Source organism: Pseudomonas sp. P1.31, assembly GCF_001269815.1.
GTDB classification, from domain to species: Bacteria; Pseudomonadota; Gammaproteobacteria; order Pseudomonadales; family Pseudomonadaceae; genus Aquipseudomonas; species Aquipseudomonas rustica.
Map to the genome: position 1 here is coordinate 128,441 of NZ_LHVN01000002.1, position 19,338 is coordinate 147,778.

The following is a 19,338-nucleotide window of genomic DNA, read 5'->3' on the forward strand; positions in this document are numbered from 1 at the left end:
ATGTCCAGGACGCTTCATGACCTTCGATTACGCTTTTATTCTCAGCACGCTGCCGGCGTTTCTCAAAGCCGTGGGTGTGACGCTGCAGGTCGGTTTCATCGCCATTGGCACCTCGCTGGTGGTGGCGCTGCTCAACGCGACGATTCTGGTGTTCCGCACGCCGTACCTGCAAAAACTGGTCGGCCTGTACGTAGAACTGGCGCGCAACACGCCGCTGCTGATCCAGTTGTTTTTCGTCTACTTCGCTTTGCCGGCAGTAGGGATTCAGGTGTCCGGTTTCACCGCCGCGATCATCACCATGACTTTCCTCGGCGGCGCCTATCTGACTGAAGTGCTGCGCGCCGGCGTCGACGCGGTGCCGCAGGCGCAACTGGAATCCGGGCGCTCCATCGGCCTGTCGCACGGGCAGTTGCTGCGCTATGTGATCCTGCCGCAAGCGGGGATTCTCAGCCTGCCGTCGCTGTTCGCCAATTTCATTTTCCTGCTTAAGGAAACCACCGTAGTCTCGGCGGTGGCGGTGCCGGAAATTCTCTACACCACCAAGAGCTACATCGCGCTCTATTACAAAACCTACGAAATGCTCGCCGTGCTGACGCTGATCTGCGTGCTGTTGTTCTTGCCGCTGTCGCTGTTGCTCAGCCGTCTGGAAAGGAGGCTCCAGCATGGCCAGTTCGGGTCTTGAATTGCTTTGGGTGTCGTTGCCGCAACTGGCAAAAGGCGCCGGGCAAACCTTGTCGATCTCGTTTCTGAGCATCGCCATCAGCACCGTCGGCGGCGTGCTCTACGGTGTATTGCGCACGTTGAACGTGACGTGGCTGAACGCGATTCTGCGGGTGTATCTGGAGCTGTTCCGGGCGATCCCGGTGCTGGTCTGGTTGTACCTGTTGTTCTTTGGCTTGCCGATTTTCTTTGGCCTGAGCATTCCGAGTTTCTGGTGCGCAGTGCTGGTGCTATCGCTGTGGGGCGCGAGCGAGGTCGGCGAAGTGGCGCGCGGTGCGCTGCATTCGTTGCCGCGCGGGCAGCGTGAAGCGGGGCTGTCGATTGGTCTGAACGCCGCGCAACTCTATGGCTACGTGTTGCTGCCGCAAGCGCTGAAACGCATGACGCCGCCGACCATCAACGTCTACACGCGAATCATCAAAACCAGTTCGCTGGCGGTACTGATCGGTGTGGTCGACGTGATCAAGGTCGGCCAGCAGATCATCGAACGCACCTACGAATCAGTGCTGATCTACGGCGTGCTGTTCCTGTTTTTCTTTTTCATCTGCTACCCGCTGTCGGCCGCCTCGCGCGTGCTGGAGCGGCGCTGGACGCAAGCATGAGCGCATTGATCGAGTTTCACGGTTTCAACAAATTCTACGGCGAGCAGCAGGTGCTCAACGGCATCGATCTGCAAGTGCAGAGCGGTGAAGTGATCGTCATCCTCGGCCCCAGCGGCTGCGGCAAAAGCACCTTGCTGCGTTGCCTCAATGGCCTCGAAGTCGCCCACAGCGGCAGCCTGAAATTTGTCGACCGCGAGCTGCTCGACAAGGCCACCGACTGGCGTGATATCCGCCAGCAGATCGGCATGGTGTTTCAGAGTTATCACCTGTTTCCGCACATGAGCGTGCTCGACAATTTGCTGCTCGGCCCGCTCAAGGTGCAGAAGCGTCAGCGCCGTGAAGCGCAGCAACAAGCTGAAGCCTTGCTTGAACGCGTGGGACTTCTGGACAAGCGCGATGCGTTTCCGCGTCAGCTCTCCGGCGGCCAGCAGCAACGCATCGCCATCGTCCGTTCGCTGTGCATGAACCCACGGGTGATGCTCTTCGATGAAGTCACCGCCGCCCTTGATCCGGAGATGGTCAAGGAAGTTTTGCAGGTCATTCAGGGCCTGGCCCGTGAGGGCATGACCCTGCTGATCGTCACCCACGAAATGGCCTTCGCCCGCGCGGTGGCTGACCGCATCGTGTTCATGGATGCCGGGCGCATCCTTGAACAGACCCCACCCGAGATTTTCTTTACGAACCCGCAAACCGCACGCGCGCAGCAGTTTCTGGAGAAGTTCTCCTTCGTTGCAACACTGCCAAAAACGAATCCGACAAAGGAACTGGAACTGTTATGAAAACTGCCGCTTTTTTACTGCCCCTACTGAGCCTCGCCTTGCTTGCCGGTTGCAGCAAAACCGAAGAACCGCCAAAGCCGAAAGTCGCCAGCGAAAGCACCGCGCCGGCCGGTTATCTGGACAAGATCAAGGCCCGCGACAAACTGATCGTCGGCGTGTTTACCGACAAGCCGCCGTTCGGTTTTGTCGATGAAGCGGGGCGCTACGTAGGTTTCGATACCGACATCGGCCGTCGTTTCGCCAAGGATCTGCTCGGCGATGAAAACAAGGTCGAATTCGTTGCCGTCGAACCGGCGAGCCGTATTCCGTTTCTGCAAAGCGACAAGGTCGACCTGATCCTCGCCAACATGACCGTGACGCCTGAGCGCAAGGAAGCGGTGGAATTCACCAACCCGAACCTCAAGGTCGCGGTGCAAGCGCTGGTGCCGCAGAGCAGCTCGGTGAAAAACCTGGATGACCTGGCGACCCGCACCACCATCGTCACCACCGGCACCACTGCCGATATCTGGCTGACCAAGAATCACCCGGACTGGAAACTGCTGAAGTTCGAGAAAAACTCCGAGTCGCTGCAAGCCCTGGCCAATGGTCGCGGCGATGCTTATGCGCAGGACAATCTGGTGCTGTTCAGCTGGGCCAAGCAGAACCCGGGCTATCGCGTGCTGGAGGATAAACTCGGTGCCGAAGCGCCGATTGCACCGGCGGTGAAGAAGGGCAATATCGAACTGCGTGACTGGGTGAATACCGAGCTGACGAAGTTGGGTGAAGAGAAATATCTGCTCAAGCTGTACGACCAATATGTGCGTAAAGAACTGAGCGATGACACCAAGCCTGAGAGCGTGATTGTTGAAGGGGGCAAGTGGCAGGGGTGATTGTCTGATGGGTCGGTGGTGAGGCTTGCCCCTCACCCCAGCCCTCTCCCGGAGGGAGAGGGGGCCGACCGAGGTGTCCTGCGTCATACATCGACCTGAAAAACCGAGTCGATTATGGATTCACAGCAGCATTTTCAGGTCGGCGTCACTCTGGAGCATCCCCTAATCAGTCCCCTCTCCCCCCGGGAGAGGGCTAGGGTGAGGGGCTTTTGACGGAAGCACTCAATCCGGCCAATACCACGCCGGCGTCTCCAGCACTTTCTGCCCGACAATCCCGGTCTCCCCCAGCGTCTTCTCCAGCACAATGCAATTGCACTCCGGATCCTCCTGCAACGCCGAAATCAACCGCCGCGCATGCGACACCACCCACACCTGACATTGCTCCGACGCACGAATGATCAACCGTGCCAACGCCGGTAGCAGATCCGGGTGCAGGCTGGTTTCCGGCTCGTTCAGCACCATCAGCGACGGCGGCCTCGGTGTCAGCAACGCCGCGACCAACAACAAATAACGCAACGTCCCGTCCGACAACTCCGCCGCCGACAGTGGCCGCAGCAAACCTTCCTGATAGAACTCGATGGCAAAGCGTCCACCCGCCTGAGCGTCGATATGCAAGCGCGCCCCCGGAAAGGCATCAGTAATCGCCGCACGCATCGCGTCGCCGTCACCGATTTCAATAATGGTCTGCAACGCCGCCGCCAGATCGCGCCCGTCGTGGTGCAGCACCGGTGTGCGCGTGCCCAGTTGTGGCTGACGCACCGGTGCGTCGGCGTCGCTGCGAAAGTGATCATAAAAACGCCAGCGGCGAATAAATTCGCGCATCTGGAACACTTCCGGCGAGCTGCGCAGGCTGCCAACCTGATCGAACAGGCTGTCGAAGTTCGGCGTGTGCTGCGCCAGCACATTCCATTGGCGCTCGTTGCGCGCGCGGATCATCGGGCCGTCACGATCGACCAACAGGCTGGCGGGGCGGTAATGCGGACCGGCCCAGATGCATTCGCGCTTGATCTGCGGGTCGAGGCTGAAGCGCGAAGGGATTGGCCGCGAGTGCTCGGGCAGCATGAAATGGCCGTTGGAATCGGGCAGGCCGAGGCTGATCGAATAACTGAAATCTTCCCCGGCAAAGCCCAGGCGCAAACGCTTCACGCCTTGGCGCACCGTCGACTGGATCGGCACCTCGCCGTTGCGCATGCGCCGGCTGATGGTTTCCGGTCCGGCCCAGAACGTCGAATCCAGTCCGCCTTCACGCGCCAGTGCATTGACCACACCGCCCTGCGCGGTTTCCGCCAGCAGGCGCAAGGCCCGATAGAGGTTGGACTTGCCACTGCCATTGGGGCCGGTGATCAGGTTGAGCCGGCCCAGCGGAATCACCAATTTGTTGATCGAGCGGTAATTGGCCACCGCCAGGGTGTTGAGCATGAATGAGATCCTCCGAATCCGTCGCAGAATACCCCCTGTAGGAGCTGCCGAAGGCTGCGATCTTTTGATCTTTTCCGCAAAAAAGCAAAAGATCGCAGCCTTCGGCAGCTCCTTCGGTGTTTAATCTGTTATTCGCATGAGCAATGGTTGAACCCTGTTCTAAGCTCTGAAGTCGTATCGTCCTGATCGTCTAAAAATGCCAAGGAGTCTGCATGGCGGGTCCCGGAATTAAAGTGGTAATGGCCTTGAGCGCCATTGCCTTGCTGACCGCTTGCGGCGAAAAGAAGGCTCCCCAGGAGTACCTGCCGAGAGTCTTTGTTCAAGAGGTGAAACCCGCGGATTACGCGGCCTCGGTGACACTGACCGGTGATGTGCAGGCGCGCGTGCAGACAGAATTGTCGTTCCGCGTCGGCGGCAAAATCATCCAGCGTTCGGTCGACGTCGGCGACCGTGTCACGGCCAAGCAAGTGCTGGCCAAACTCGATCCCAAGGATTTGCAGACCAACGTCGATTCCGCTCAGGCTCAGGTCGTCGCCGAACAGGCGCGGGTCAAGCAGAGCGCTGCGGCGTTTGTGCGTCAGCAAAAGCTGCTGCCCAAGGGCTACACCAGCCAAAGCGAATTCGATACCGCGCAAGCCGCGTTGCGCAGTAGCCAAAGCGCCTTGAGCGCGGCTCAGGCGCAACTGGCCAATGCCAAGGATCAACTCAGCTACACCTCGCTGATTGCTGATGCGCCGGGTGTCATCACTGAGCGTCAGGCCGAAGTTGGCCAGGTCGTGCAAGCCACGGCGCCGATTTTCAGTCTGGCCCGCGATGGCGATCGCGATGCGGTGTTCAACGTCTACGAGTCGCTGCTGGCCGAGCGGCCTACCGACAACAAAATCACCGTCAGCCTGCTCGACAATCCCGAGATCAAAACCACCGGCACCGTGCGCGAAATCACCCCGTCGGTGTCCGCGCAGTCCGGCACCGTGCAAGTCAAAGTCACCCTCGACAAACTGCCGCCGGGCATGCAACTCGGTTCGGTAGTGAGCGCGACGGCCAAGGGCACCGGTAAATCGGCGGTGGCTTTGCCGTGGTCGGCGCTGACCAAAAATGTCAGCGACCCCGCCGTGTGGCTGGTCGACGACAAGGGCGAAGCGCAATTGCACACGGTCACGGTCGGCCGTTACCTGACCGGCAAAGTGATCATCAGCGAAGGTCTCAATGGCGGCGAAAAAGTCATCATCGCCGGCGGCCAGTTATTGCACCCGGGCATGAAAGTAGAGATTGCCGAGAACACCTACAAGGATCTGGAAATGGGAGCGCAGCCATGAAGCGTTTCGGGCTGTTGGCCGTCGGGCTGTTGCTCGCGGCATGCTCCAAGAAGGAGCCGCCTCCGGAGCCGGTGCGCCCGGTGTTGTCGGTCAAGGTAGAGGCCTTGAACGAAGAAACCCTCGGCCGCTTTGCCGGCAGCATTCAGGCGCGTTACGAGAGCAACACCGGTTTCCGTGTCGGCGGGCGCATTGCCAGCCGTAACGTCGATGTCGGCACCGAAGTGGAGAAGGGCACGTTGCTCGCCACCCTCGACCCGTCCGATCAGCAGAATCAGCTGCGTTCGGCGCAGGGCGATCTGGCAAAAATCGAAGCGCAACTGATCAACGCACAAGCCAATGCGCGACGTCAGCAAGCGCTGTTTGATCGCGGCGTCGGCGCGCAGGCGCAACTCGACGAGGCCACCACTAACCTGAAAACCACTCAGGCCTCGCTCGATCAGGCGCGGGCGGCGGTCAATCAGAGCAAGGATCAACTCGGCTACACCGAGCTGCGTTCCGACCACAAAGCCGTGGTCACCGCGTGGAACGCCGAGGCCGGGCAAGTGGTGACGGCAGGTCAACAAGTGGTGACGCTGGCGCAACCGGACATCAAGGAAGCGGTGATCGATCTGCCGGACACTTTGGTCGATCAGATCACCAAGGACGTGGTGTTTCTGGTCGCTGCGCAACTCGATCCCAGCATCAAAACTACAGCGGTCATCCGCGAAATCGAACCGCAGGCACAGAGCGCCACGCGCACCCGCCGCGCTCGTCTGACCCTGACTGATACGCCGGAAGGTTTCCGTCTCGGCACCGCGATCAGCGTGACCCTCAGCTCAGCGATCAAACCGCGCATCGAACTGCCGGCAACCACGTTGCAGGAAGTCGATGGCAAAACACGGATCTGGGTGATCGACACCCAAAACAAAACCGTCAGCCCCCGCGATGTCACCGTCGTCAGCCGCACCGACAGCACCGTGGTGCTGGCCGGTGGCGTGAAGAACGGCGAGCAAGTGGTCAGCGCCGGCGTCAACAGTCTCAAACCCGGACAATCAGTGAAACTTGACGAGGACAGTCAATGAAAGGCTCTTTCAACCTCTCCGAATGGGCCCTGAAACACCAGTCCTTCGTCTGGTACCTGATGTTCGTCGCGTTGCTGATGGGGGTGTTTTCCTACTTCAATCTGGGTCGCGAAGAAGACCCGTCGTTCACCATCAAAACCATGGTGATCCAGACCAAATGGCCGGGCGCGACCCAAGAGGAAACGCTCAAGCAGGTCACCGACCGCATCGAGAAAAAACTCGAAGAGCTGGACTCCCTCGACTACGTGAAAAGCTACACGCGCCCCGGCGAATCGACGGTGTACGTGTACCTGCGCGACACCACCAGTGCCAAGGACATCCCGGAAATCTGGTACCAGGTGCGCAAGAAGATCAACGATATTCGCGGGCAATTTCCCCAAGGCATTCAAGGCCCGGGGTTCAACGACGAGTTCGGTGATGTGTTCGGTTCGGTCTACGCGTTTACCGCCGACGGCCTGACCATGCGCCAGTTGCGCGACTACGTGGAGCAGGCGCGGGCGGAGATTCGCAACGTGCCGGGGCTGGGCAAGATCGAAATGGTCGGCCAGCAGGACGAAGTGATTTACCTGAACTTCTCCACGCGCAAACTCGCCGCGCTGGGCATCGATCAGCGCCAGGTCGTAGAGAGCCTGCAATCGCAGAACGCCGTGACCCCGGCAGGTGTGATCGAGGCCGGGCCGGAGCGGATTTCCGTGCGCACGTCGGGGCAATTCGCCTCGGAGAAAGACCTGGCCGAGGTCAACCTCAAGCTCAACGACCGCTTCTATCGTCTGGCCGACATCGCCGAGATCAGTCGCGGTTACGTCGACCCGGCCACCCCGGAATTCCGTTTCGACGGCAAACCGGCAATCGGTCTGGCGATCGCCATGCAGAAGGGCGGCAACGTCCAGGCGTTCGGCAAGGCGTTGCATGAGCGCATCGATCAAGTCACCGCAGACCTGCCGGTAGGCGTCGGCATCCACACCGTTTCCGATCAGGCCGTGGTGGTGGAAGAAGCTGTTGGCGGCTTCACCAGCGCGCTGTTCGAAGCGGTGATCATCGTCTTGGTGGTGAGCTTTATCAGTCTCGGCGTGCGCGCCGGTCTGGTGGTGGCGTGCTCGATTCCGCTGGTGCTGGCGATGGTCTTCGTCTTCATGGAATACAGCGGCATCACCATGCAGCGGATTTCCCTCGGTGCGTTGATCATCGCCCTCGGCCTGTTGGTGGACGACGCGATGATCACGGTGGAGATGATGGTCACGCGCCTGGAAATGGGCGAGACCAAGGAGCAGGCCGCGACTTACGCCTACACCTCGACCGCGTTCCCGATGCTCACCGGTACGCTGGTGACCGTCGCCGGTTTCGTGCCGATCGGCCTCAACGCCAGCTCCGCTGGTGAGTACACCTACACGCTGTTTGCGGTGATCGCGGTGGCGATGATCGTCTCGTGGATCGTCGCGGTGTTCTTCGCGCCAGTGATCGGCGTGCACATCCTCAGCGCCAACGTGAAACCCCACGCCGCTGAACCAGGGCGCATTGGCCGCGCATTCAACGGCGGTTTGCTGTGGAGCATGCGCAACCGTTGGTGGGCGATCGGTATCACCGTGCTGCTGTTTGCACTGTCGATTTTCTGCATGCGTTTCGTGCAGAACCAGTTCTTCCCGGCCTCGGATCGTCCGGAAATTCTGGTCGACCTGAACCTGCCGCAAAACGCCTCAATCGACGAAACCCGCAAGGCCGTCGACAAGCTCGAAGAAACCCTCAAGGGCGACCCGGACATCGTGCGCTGGAGCACCTACATCGGTCAGGGCGCGATCCGTTTCTACCTGCCACTCGACCAGCAATTGCAAAACCCGTACTACGCGCAACTGGTGATCGTCAGCAAAGGCTTCGAGTCCCGCGAGGCTCTGAGCGCACGGCTGCGTGAGCGTCTGCGCAAAGAGTTCGTCGGCATCGGCAGCTACGTGCAGGCACTGGAAATGGGCCCGCCGGTAGGGCGTCCGATTCAGTACCGGGTCAGCGGCAAGGACATCGATCAGGTGCGCAAGCACGCCATCGACCTCGCCACCGAACTGGACAAAAACTCGCACATCGGCGAGATCATTTACGACTGGAACGAGCCGGGCAAAGTCCTGCGCATCGACATCGCACAGGACAAGGCGCGCCAGCTCGGGTTGTCGTCCGAAGACGTCGCCAACCTGATGAACAGCATCGTCAGTGGCTCGCCGTTGACCCAGGTCGATGACGATATCTACCTGATCAACGTGGTCGGTCGTGCGGTGGATTCCGAACGCGGTACCCCGGAAACCCTGCAGAACCTGCAGATCGTCACACCGAGCGGCACCTCGATCCCGCTGCTCGCATTCGCCACGGTTCGTTATGAGCTGGAGCAACCGCTGGTGTGGCGTCGCGATCGTTTGCCGACCATCACCATCAAGGCTTCGGTGCGCGACGAGATTCAGCCGACCGACCTGGTGAAAATCCTCAAGCCATCGATTGATGCCTTCGCTGAAAAATTGCCGGTCGGCTACAAAGTCGCCACCGGTGGTACGGTCGAGGAGAGCGGCAAGGCCCAAGGCCCGATCGCCAAGGTGTTGCCATTGATGCTGTTCTTGATGGCGACGTTCCTGATGATCCAGTTGCACAGCGTGCAGAAGATGTTCCTGGTGGCGAGTGTCGCGCCGCTGGGGCTGATCGGCGTGGTGCTGGCGCTGGTGCCGACCGGTACGCCGATGGGCTTCGTGGCGATTCTGGGGATTCTCGCGCTGATCGGCATCATCATCCGCAACTCGGTGATTCTGGTCACGCAGATCGATGAATTCGAACGCAAAGGCTATGAGCCGTGGGATGCGGTGGTGGAAGCGACCGAGCATCGACGCCGGCCAATCCTGCTGACCGCTGCGGCGGCGAGCATGGGCATGATCCCGATCGCCCGCGAAGTATTCTGGGGGCCGATGGCCTACGCGATGATCGGCGGGATTGTCGTGGCGACGCTGCTGACGCTGCTGTTCCTGCCGGCGCTGTACGTGGCCTGGTACAAGATTCGCGAGCCGAAAAAAGAAACTGCCTAAGGCAAAAGCAAAAGATCGCAGCCTGCGGCAGCTCCTACATTGAAACGCATTCCAATGTAGGAGCTGCCGCAGGCTGCGATCTTTTGATCTTCAACCAACACGCCGCCAAACGCTGGCCAACCAAGGCTGCTGCTCGCGCGGCAGCCCCGCCGGCCGGAAGTAATGCTCCAGCTCGACAAACCCCGCCGCCGTCAACAACCCCTGCCACGCCGCCAGATCGTGATACGAGCCATAACGCGGCCCGTTCCAGCCCTCACGGTTATCCCCACGCGGATTGGAACTGAACAACACCCCACCGGGTTTTAAAGCGCCATGCAATTGCTTGAGCACCCGCGGCAATTCCTGCAACGGCACATGAAACAGCACCGCATTGGCAAAAATCCCGTCAAAGCGTTCAACCGGGAGATCCAGCTTCAGAAAATCCTGCTGCAACACCTCACAGCCACTGTCCTCACGCGCCATCCGCGCAAATTCCTCAGAGCCATCCAGCCCCACCGCAACGTGACCCATACGCGTAAACGTCTGCAAATCCCGCCCCGGCCCGCAGCCGAAATCCAGAATCGTCAACGGCGCTGAACCCTGAATATGCCGCAGCAGCGCATCGATATTCTGGCTGACATCGTGATCACGTGTGCCTTCACGGAAGTCTTCGGCCACCGAGTTGTAATGGCCGAGGGTGGTGGCGGTGATCTGTTCGAGGTCGGTGGGAGTCTGCTTCATGGTCGGGTGCATGTTCAGGGAGAGATGTGCCGACTATAAGCGAAAAGATCGCAGCCTGCGGCAGCTCCTACAGGCGTTCATCCACGGTCGGCCTCGATCCTGTAGGAGCTGCCGCAGGCTGCGATCTTTTGATCTTGCCTCAATACCCACCTGTTACTTCTTACAGTATCGACCCGATGAAAAAACCTTCAGGCTACCCCTAAGCCTGGAGGACGTTCACAGCCATGAAGGCGACTCAGCACTCACCTCATCCCACCCTGTCCGTCGTCGACCCGCGAGCATTGGCGATTCGCAGCGTTGCCTACTGCCAGCACCCGGACAAACCCGAGGTCGAACCGCGCATCACCCGGCAGATTTTCGATGAGGTGGGGCGCGAAGTGGCGGCGTGGGATCCCCGGTTGTGGGGCGCCGCACCCAAACCGAACATGGCCACCGTATACGGTTTGAGCGGTCAGGTGTTGCTCACGGACAGCGTGGATGCCGGTTGGCAGTTGAGCTTGCTGGAACAGGCGGGATCAACGCTTTCGTTCTGGGATGCACGGGGTACGCAGCGACATTATGAGTACGACACACAACGTCGCTCAGTCTCCGTTACAGAGCAGATGGTCAGCCACCCAGCAAAAATTGTTGAGCGACTAATTTATGGCGACGCCGATGAAGCGCTCGCGCAACACAACCAGTGCGGCCGATTGATCCGCCACGATCATCCCGCAGGTTCGCGGAAATGCCCCAGCTATGGCGTAGCCGGTTCCATATTGACGGTGCAGGAGCGATTCCTTGAGGATCTTGACACACCCGATTGGCCCGTCGATCTCCCGGGGCGCGATGCGCTATTGGAAGAACAGACGTTTACGACTCGATCGGAATTCAATCCCGCAGGGCAATTGCTAAAGCAGATCGACGCTTGCGACAACGTGCAAAGGTTCGGTTACGACATCGCTGGCAGATCTCGCGATGTCTGGCTGCAAATGGCGGGGGAGGCAAAACCGCCGCGAAAACTGGTCAGCGATATTCGTTACAACGCTCAGGATCAGGTTGAATTCGAAACCGCCGGGAACGGCGTTATCGCCCGTGCTGACTATGACGCCAGGGATGGCCGGCTGACTCGGTTGACCGCTGCCATCCACCCTCATAAACCCTTGCTGGATCTGCATTATTGCGTCGATCCGGTGGGCAATATCGTCGAGCTGGAAGACAAGTCCCAACCTGTCACTTACTTCAATAACCAGCGCATTGCTCCGGTCTGTTCTTACCGTTACGACAGTCTTTATGAACTGATCGAAGCCAAGGGCTGGGAGGTCAGCCTGCCAAGTCACGGGCCGGCATTGCCCGAGTTGATTGCGACACCGCTGGATCCTGCTCAGCGCCGCAATTATCTCCAGAAGTTCGTCTACGACAGCGGCGGCAATCTCGTTTCCCGACAGCACAGCGCAACGGCCGGATTTGCGATGTTCACCTCCGGCAACAGCAACCGTAGCCTCGGGCAGCGCAATGATGGTTCGTTGCCAGGAGAGCCGGAAATCAATGCCGGATTCGATAAGTGCGGCAATCAAATTGAATTGAATCGCGGCCAAAATATGGTCTGGAACACTCACAACCAACTGCATGAAGTGGCACTGGTTTCGCGAGAAAACCAACAGCACGATTTTGAGTGTTACCGCTACGATCGGCCGGGTCACCGAGTGCGCAAAGTTTCAGTTGCCAGCGTGGCGGGTCGGGCGCTGCGTAGCCAAGTCCGTTATCTGCCGGGACTGGAGTTGCGGCAGCATAACAATGGTGAAGAACACCACGTCATCAATTTCATCGGCGGGCACAACTCAGTACGGATGCTACATTGGCCCGACGGAACACACCCCGATCAATTGCGCTATGGCCTCAGCGATCATCTGAGTTCCAGCACGCTGGAACTGGATGACGAGGGCGCAATACTGACGTTAGAACACTATTACGCGTTTGGCAGTACGGCCTGCTGGGCAGCAAAAAACGCCTCTGCGGCGAACTACAAAACCCATCGCTATAGCGGCAAGGAGCGTGATTCGACAGGGCTTTATTACTATGGATACCGGTATTACGCGCCTTGGTTGCAACGATGGATAAGCTCGGATCCGATCGCAGATGGGCTTAATTTATTTGCGATGGTCGGGAATGATCCACTTAACTTTGTAGATCCCGACGGTTTGACAAGAGTTGATGCGTACAACCGGTGGAGTTCAGCCTACAACGAGGCTTTATCGCAGTCGGTGGCAGCAAGTGGAGGGGTGCGGGTTCGCACGGTTGCAAAGGGAATAATCTCTGTCGACATCGTCGGAGGCAATGAGTTGTTCAATCGTTTGGGCATTGGATTGACTCGACCGGTACAGGGCGATAGAGCACTTTCTTACCTGTCGATAGCGCCTGCATTGAGGGGGAAAGTGGCGGGTAGCGAACAAGGTTTTTTTCTCCAGCTAGAGCCGGGTCAAGCGATCAAGGCGCAAGCAGGGCTCAAAAGTGCGGGTGCAGTGGCCTATATCAACGGTGGCTTTTTCAATTTTCGGAATGGCGCCAGTGAGTTCATCTCACCCTTTGCCCCGATCGGCCCGACCGTGATCAGTGGGAAAAGGCAGGTTTACGCTCCCATCCCAGCAGATTATCGTAGAAATTATATTGAGCTCCCCATGAGGGATGGTTCGCTAATAAATACGGCGCCCTTGCTTTCCAGCAACGGCGAGGCTGTGTTCACGGAAAAAATGCTGAAGCAGCAAAGATTTCAATTTACCGTCAAGGGCAATCAGCCAGGTAAATTGGGTCATGCCGACTCTCCCAATATCCGCTCGGGCATCAGTTTGCCGAGTACATCAGGCGCAGAACAACGGACACGAATGGCCAGGGGAAATAGCACTGGCAGAACTGCAATGGCTACGGGCTACACCATGCCCGAGTGGTCATTGGTTATGGCTCGACTCGAAGGGATGGGGGGGGGAGGAGGCCATTCGGTGAATCTGGACGGTGGTTATTCCTCTACCCTTGGAGTCGCCGGGGCAAACGGTGAATCGCTCATGCGACGACCCTATGCAAATGAAACGACAAGACCTATTGGAAACTTCCTTGTTTACTATGAAAAGCCACAGTCGCGTGGCCTGTTCAAGAGACTGTTCTCTTGAGTTCGGCATGCGCCGAGCGCCGCGAGCCGTTGATCGTGGGTTAATTCCACCTGTTACTTCTTACAGTATCGGACCGATGAAAAAACCCTCAGGCTACCCCTAAGCCTGGAGGACGTTCACAGCCATGAAGGCGACTCAGCACTCACCTCATCCCACCCTGTCCGTCGTCGACCCGCGAGCACTGGCGATTCGCAGCGTTGCCTACTGCCAGCACCCGGACAAACCCGACGTCGAACCGCGCATCACCCGACAGATGTTCGATGAGGCGGGGCGCGAGGTAGCGGCGTGGGATCCTCGGTTGTGGGGAGCCGCGCCGAAACCGAATCTGAGCACCGTATACGGTTTGAGCGGTCAGGTGTTGCTGACGGACAGCGTGGATGCCGGTTGGCAGTTGAATCTGTGCAATGACGCAGGTTCGCAGCGTTCCTTCTGGGATGAACGGGGTAGCCAATGTCATCGTGAGTTTGATGATTTGCAGCGTCCGGTTGCACTGACGGAGCAAGCCTTTGGTGAGCAGCCTCAGGTGGTTGAGCGCTGGACTTATGCCGATGCCACGGAGAGTTTTGCGCAGCACAATCAGTGTGGGCAACTGATCCGGCATGACGACCCGGGCGGTGGCCAGCTCCTCGGCGATTATGGTTGGTCGGGTGCAGTGCTGGAGGAGTCTCGACGGTTTCTCATTGAGCTGGATGCGCCGGACTGGCCGCTTCTACCGGACGCCCGAGACGAACTTCTCGAAGAAAATGCCTACGTCACCCGATACGCTTTCTATCCAACGGGCGAGGTGCAGCGTCAGATCGATGCAGCGGGTAATACACAAATTTTCCATTTCAACGTGGCAGGAAAATCCTCTGCGACATGGCTTTTGCAATCCGGTGAAGGTCAGCATCCACAGTGTCTTGTCAGCGAAATTCGTTATAACGCACAAGATCAGATCGAAAGTGAAACGGCCGGCAACGGCGTAGTCTCAAGTGCGGATTTCAGTCCTGAGGATGGTCGCCTGCTGAGGCTTTTCGCAGGTGTCGCCGGGCAACAGCCTTTGCAAGATTTGAATTACGCCTACGACCCGGTGGGCAATACTGTCGAGCTCGAAGACAAGTGCCAAACCGTGAGCCACTTCAACGGCCAGCGCATCGAGCCGGTCAGCCGATATCGCTATGACAGCCTGTACCAATTGGTCGAAGCCAAAGGCTGGGAGGTCAGCAAACCGAGCCATGGCCCGGCGCTACCCGATCTGCTGCCTTTGCCGATGGATCCCGCTCAGCGGCGCAACTACACCCAGACGTTTGCTTACGACGCGGCAGGCAACCTGATCACGCGGCATCACAGTAGCGCGCCTGGGTTTTCGATGTTCACTTCTGCGCGCAGCAATCGGAGTCTGGCGCAGCTTGACGATGGATCCCTGCCGGGAGAGGCGCAGATAACGCTGGGGTTTGATGCGGCGGGTAATCAGCTGGAATTGCAGCGTGGGCAACCCATGGCGTGGAATGTGCGCAATGAGTTGAGTCGGGTAACGTTGGTACAGCGTGGGGCCGAGGCGGATGACTGTGAGTGTTATGTCTACGATCAGCCGGGGCATCGGTTGCGTAAGACGCAAATCAGTCGGGCATCCGGGCAAACCCTGACAACAGAAGTGCGTTATCTGCCGGGTCTTGAGATTCATTGCGAAGTCGGCGGTGTAGAGCGGCATGTAGTCAGTGTCGACGCCGGGCGGAACCACGCGCGATTACTGCATTGGCCCGAAGGTGCTGAAAGCGATCAATGGGGTTACAGCCTCGGTGATCATCTTGGTTCCAGCTCGATGGAGTTGGATGAGCGCGCGGGGGTATTAAGCCAGGAACACTATTACGCGTTCGGCGGTACGGCATGCTGGTCTGGCAAGAGTGATTTGGCAACGAAGTACAAATCTTTCCGTTATTCGGGCAAGGAGCGTGATGCGAGCGGCCTTTATTATTATGGGTATCGATATTTTGCGCCGTGGTTACAACGTTGGATATCGCCTGACCCCGTGGGCACTGCAGAAGGAGTCAACTTGTTTTTGTTCGTAAAGAATGGAGTCATGTCATATAAAGATAACAATGGATTAGCGCGAGATAACGTGACGGATTCCTTGATGTTGAGTGCTGAACGCGCCAGTTTTGATGTTGATGGAGCAAGGAGAACGTTTAGATCGTTAAGTGCGTTGTCGAATCTAAGGAACGAAAACCATACCAAAGAAAAATTTGTGAGTTTGGTGAGAATTATAATTGAGAGGAATAAAGAGTTTAAGAGTCTGGGAGCGTTTGTATTCGGTTCTGATGTAAAAACGCCTGCCGACGGCGCTTTTTTTTGGAATGGAAATGGTGTAGATGCAGCTGGAAATGCCATCAGTGCGATGTACACAGCGCAGTTTATAGCTCAGAGGGCGAGAGGGATGACTGTCGAAATGACGCACGGTGGAGGTCAGTTAAATATATATAAAAACCCGAGCTTTACGAATGTTAGCCATTATGCTTCAGGCTATATGTATCTAAATGAGCGTTTCAATTACATGGATTCGCCAACGGCAAGGGGCGATTTGCTTGCTAAAGGTGCTTCGATGGCGGGCGTGGGCGTTCGAACAACACTTGGAGAAATATTTTTTCGTACCAATGAAAATCCTTTGAACGCACCTCATAGTTGTGTTGCAGGTGCATTGTGGGATGTGATTTCTATTAGATTTGCTCGCGCAGCAACGGGTGTGGTGAATGTAATTCATGCCGCCCCATCGAATGACCCATATTTCAGCGGTGCAGTTTATAAAAGAAGTACTTGGTTTACGAGAGAAAGAGTAGCTATGCAACAAGAGGCAAAAACCAGGATCGTTGAGCGTTTCTCTGAAAATCTTAAAACTTGGGAGTTGAAACGATTCGGATCCGGTACGCCATGAATTGGCGCCGGGAAAATGTAAGTCGGCCATTGGTAAGAGGAGTGTTCGCGCCTGATTGCGGGATTCTGCAGTCGCATCGTCAATGAATGACAGAAACACACGAGCATCCAGGCGCGACAAGAACTCCCAACAAAGTGGTTGAGCTCACCGCTTATTCAACCCCCGAGCCAACCGATCCCCACCCAACTGAATCACCGCCACCAACGCCACCAGCAACACAATCACCGTCAGCATGATCTGGCTATCAAACCGCTGATACCCGTAGCGATAAGCGATATCCCCCAACCCGCCCGCACCAATCGCCCCGGCCATCGCCGATGAGTTGATCATCGTCACCAGCGTAATCGTGAACCCGCCGACAATCCCCGGCAGCGCTTCCGGCAACAGCACATGCCAGACAATGTGCCAACGCCGGCACCCCATCGCCTGCGCGGCTTCGATCAAACCATGATCAACCTCACGCAAACTCACTTCAGCAATCCGTGCAAAGAACGGCGTCGCCGCAATCGTCAGCGGCACAACCGCCGCCCAGACTCCGTACGTAGTGCCGACAATCAACCGGGTAAACGGAATCAGCGCGACCATCAGAATCAGAAACGGGATCGAGCGGAACAGGTTCACGAAGGCGCCCAACGCACGGTTCAACAGCGGCGCTTCGTAGATGCCGCCCTTGTCGCTGGTGACCAGAATCACCGCCATGGGAATCCCCACCAGCAGCGCGATCAGCGACGACACGCCGACCATCAGGAACGTGTCGATAAACCCCTGCAACAAGCGATCAAACCACATAACCCACCACCTCCACTCGTTGCGCCCACGGTGCGGCGCGCTCGCGCAATTGCTCGGCGCTGAACGCTGAGCCGCTGACGGCCAATAACAGTTGCCCCAGTGCGTGCCCCTGAATCCGTTCGACGCCACCCTGCAACAATTTCACCCGGCCACCGAGGGCTGTAAAAAGTGCCGCCAGATCCGGTTCGTCGCTGGCACTGCCGGTGAACTGCAAACGCAGCACCACAGCCGCGTCGGAGGAGGGCGACTGCGGGTGCAAACGGCTCTGTAATTCTTCCGGCAGCGCGTGTTGCAGCGGCGCGAGCAAGGTCTGGCTGACCTCGTGTTGCGGATTGCCGAACACTTCCCACACCGGGCCTTGTTCGACGACGCGGCCGTGTTCAAGCACGACGACGCGGTCGCAAATTTCGCGGATGACTGCCATCTCGTGAGTGATCAGCACGATGGTCAGGCCCAGGCGTTGGTTGATCTCGCGCAGCAGGCCGAGGATCGACTGGGTGGTCTCTGGATCGAGCGCCGAGGTGGCCTCGTCGCAGAGCAGAATATCCGGGTCATGCACCAGCGCGCGGGCGATGCCGACGCGCTGTTTCTGGCCACCGGAAAGCTGCGCCGGATAGGCCTTGTGTTTTTCTTGCAGGCCGACCAGTTCGAGCAATTCGCGTACCTTTTTCTCGCGTTGCTCTTTCGGTACGCCAGCGACTTTCAGCGGCAGTTCGACGTTCTGCCAAACGGTCTTGGCCGACATCAGATTGAAGTGCTGAAAGATCATGCCGATGCGTCGGCGCAGCGCCACGAGACGGTCTTCATCGAACTCGCCGATGTCGACCTGATCGATCAGCACGCGCCCCGACGTCGGTTGTTCCAGACGATTGATGGTGCGGATCAGCGACGACTTGCCGGCGCCGCTGCGACCGATGATGCCGAACACTTCACCGCGCTGAATCGCCAGATCAATGCCCTGCAGCGCCGCGACCGAGCCTTGTCGACCGTTGTAGGTTTTGCCCAGCCCGATGAAGCGCACATGAGCGCGATTCAGTTCCGGATGCAGTTCGGTTTTTTCAGCATTGTGTGGCTCTGGAATTTCCAGTCGCCGTTGGATCGCGGCCGTCATGCTCAGCTTTCCCAACCGGCTTGATACAGCTTGCCGTGGGCCTTATCCAGCGCAGCGCGAACGGCTGGCGAATGCTGGTAGATGTCGACGAATTTGATCAGGCGCGGATCGGTTTTGCTCTTCGGCTGGATGACGAACTGGATCACGTATTCCTTGTGGTCGAGACCGTCGAACAGCAACGCCGAACCGGCATCGAAAGTCTTCGCTAAACGAATGTAGGCCGGGTAGCCCTGCACCAGATCTGCATCGTCATAAGCGCGCACCAGTTGCACCGCTTCGACTTGCAGGATTTTGATTTTCTTCGGGTTGGCGACGATGTCGTCTTCGGTGGCTTTGTAACCGACGCCCGGTTTCAGGGTGATCAAACCAGCCTTGGCCAGCAGCTGCAAACCGCGACCGCTGTTGATCGGATCGTTGGCGATGGCGACGCTGGCGCCTTCTGGCAGCTCGTCGAAGCTTTTGTATTTTTTCGAGTAGAGGCCGACGTTGTTGATGATCCCCGGGGCGAACGGCACCAGGTCAAAACCGGCGGCGGCCTTGGCGTTTTCGAGGAACGGGATGTGCTGGAAGTAGTTCACGTCGATGTCGCCGGCGGCGAGGCTGACGTTGGGTGCGATCCAGTCGGTGAACTCCACCAGCTCGACTTTGAGGCCTTGTCTGGAGGCTTCTTCGACGGCGGCTTCCAGCGGGATGGCGAAGGCGGCGGTGGTGCCGACTTTTAGCGGGGCGTCGGCGGCGAAGATTGTCGAGCTGAACAGGCCGAGGGCCAGGGCCAGTGCTTTGACTGGGAGGGACAGGAGTTTTTTGGTCATGGTGGTTTTCCAGTCAGTGCATAGATTTTTGGTGTCTGGTAG

Annotated in this window: 14 protein-coding genes; 9 read left to right on the top strand and 5 right to left on the bottom strand. The window is 58.2% G+C overall.

What is annotated here, in order from left to right; translation table 11 throughout:
• The first annotated feature begins 16 nt into the window (after positions 1–16).
• The 4 genes from AD669_RS00675 to AD669_RS00690 are packed head-to-tail and all read left to right on the top strand — an operon-like array spanning position 17 to position 2,970.
• Positions 17–682 carry an amino acid ABC transporter permease gene (locus AD669_RS00675; protein ID WP_053116495.1) on the top strand — a complete coding sequence of 222 codons (666 nt, stop codon included), beginning with the start codon at positions 17–19 and terminating at the stop codon, positions 680–682.
• The gene (locus AD669_RS00680; RefSeq protein WP_053116496.1) at positions 663–1,322 is read left to right on the top strand and encodes an amino acid ABC transporter permease; all 660 of its coding nucleotides are present in this window, start codon (positions 663–665) and stop codon (positions 1,320–1,322) included. Before AD669_RS00675 ends, AD669_RS00680 begins: the two co-directional genes overlap by 20 nt.
• Positions 1,319–2,101 carry an amino acid ABC transporter ATP-binding protein gene (locus tag AD669_RS00685; protein ID WP_053116497.1) on the top strand — a complete coding sequence of 261 codons (783 nt, stop codon included), beginning with the start codon at positions 1,319–1,321 and terminating at the stop codon, positions 2,099–2,101. Before AD669_RS00680 ends, AD669_RS00685 begins: the two co-directional genes overlap by 4 nt.
• Positions 2,098–2,970, top strand: a complete 873-nt coding sequence (locus AD669_RS00690; RefSeq protein WP_053116498.1) for a transporter substrate-binding domain-containing protein — start codon at positions 2,098–2,100, stop codon at positions 2,968–2,970. Before AD669_RS00685 ends, AD669_RS00690 begins: the two co-directional genes overlap by 4 nt.
• Positions 2,971–3,192: 222 nt before the next feature.
• Here AD669_RS00690 and AD669_RS00695 read toward each other — a convergent pair whose 3' ends face one another.
• Positions 3,193–4,389: an AAA family ATPase gene (locus AD669_RS00695; protein WP_053116499.1), complete on the bottom strand. Its 1,197-nt coding sequence runs from the start codon at positions 4,387–4,389 to the stop codon at positions 3,193–3,195.
• Positions 4,390–4,601: 212 nt separating this feature from the next.
• Here AD669_RS00695 and AD669_RS00700 point away from each other — a divergent pair, with 212 nt between their 5' ends.
• From AD669_RS00700 to AD669_RS00710, 3 genes are read left to right on the top strand one after another with little or no spacing between them, the layout of a single operon-like run.
• Positions 4,602–5,705 carry an efflux RND transporter periplasmic adaptor subunit gene (locus AD669_RS00700; protein ID WP_053116500.1) on the top strand — a complete coding sequence of 368 codons (1,104 nt, stop codon included), beginning with the start codon at positions 4,602–4,604 and terminating at the stop codon, positions 5,703–5,705.
• Entirely contained in the window at positions 5,702–6,766 is a 1,065-nt protein-coding gene (locus AD669_RS00705; RefSeq protein ID WP_053116501.1) for an efflux RND transporter periplasmic adaptor subunit, read from the top strand. The genes AD669_RS00700 and AD669_RS00705 overlap by 4 nt, the downstream gene beginning before the upstream one ends.
• Positions 6,763–9,816, top strand: coding sequence for an efflux RND transporter permease subunit (locus AD669_RS00710; protein WP_053116502.1), 3,054 nt, complete (start codon positions 6,763–6,765; stop codon positions 9,814–9,816). The genes AD669_RS00705 and AD669_RS00710 overlap by 4 nt, the downstream gene beginning before the upstream one ends.
• 90 nt (positions 9,817–9,906) lie before the next feature.
• Here AD669_RS00710 and AD669_RS00715 read toward each other — a convergent pair whose 3' ends face one another.
• Entirely contained in the window at positions 9,907–10,536 is a 630-nt protein-coding gene (locus AD669_RS00715; RefSeq protein ID WP_053116503.1) for a bifunctional 2-polyprenyl-6-hydroxyphenol methylase/3-demethylubiquinol 3-O-methyltransferase UbiG, read from the bottom strand.
• 224 nt (positions 10,537–10,760) lie between these two features.
• On the opposite strand from AD669_RS00715, the gene AD669_RS00720 reads away from it, so the two are divergent.
• The gene (locus AD669_RS00720) at positions 10,761–13,676 is read left to right on the top strand and encodes an RHS repeat-associated core domain-containing protein (RefSeq protein ID WP_053116504.1); all 2,916 of its coding nucleotides are present in this window, start codon (positions 10,761–10,763) and stop codon (positions 13,674–13,676) included.
• A gap of 124 nt (positions 13,677–13,800) precedes the next feature.
• Complete coding sequence (locus AD669_RS00725) at positions 13,801–16,584, top strand: RHS repeat-associated core domain-containing protein (protein ID WP_053116505.1); 2,784 nt, start codon at positions 13,801–13,803, stop codon at positions 16,582–16,584.
• Between the two features lie 144 nt (positions 16,585–16,728).
• Here AD669_RS00725 and AD669_RS00730 read toward each other — a convergent pair whose 3' ends face one another.
• From AD669_RS00730 to AD669_RS00740, 3 genes are read right to left on the bottom strand one after another with little or no spacing between them, the layout of a single operon-like run.
• Positions 16,729–17,373 carry a methionine ABC transporter permease gene (locus AD669_RS00730; protein WP_039756400.1) on the bottom strand — a complete coding sequence of 215 codons (645 nt, stop codon included), beginning with the start codon at positions 17,371–17,373 and terminating at the stop codon, positions 16,729–16,731.
• Entirely contained in the window at positions 17,363–18,484 is a 1,122-nt protein-coding gene (locus AD669_RS00735) for a methionine ABC transporter ATP-binding protein (RefSeq protein ID WP_053116506.1), read from the bottom strand. Before AD669_RS00735 ends, AD669_RS00730 begins: the two co-directional genes overlap by 11 nt.
• 2 nt (positions 18,485–18,486) lie before the next feature.
• Positions 18,487–19,296, bottom strand: coding sequence for a MetQ/NlpA family ABC transporter substrate-binding protein (locus AD669_RS00740; RefSeq protein WP_053116507.1), 810 nt, complete (start codon positions 19,294–19,296; stop codon positions 18,487–18,489).
• Positions 19,297–19,338 lie beyond the last annotated feature (42 nt).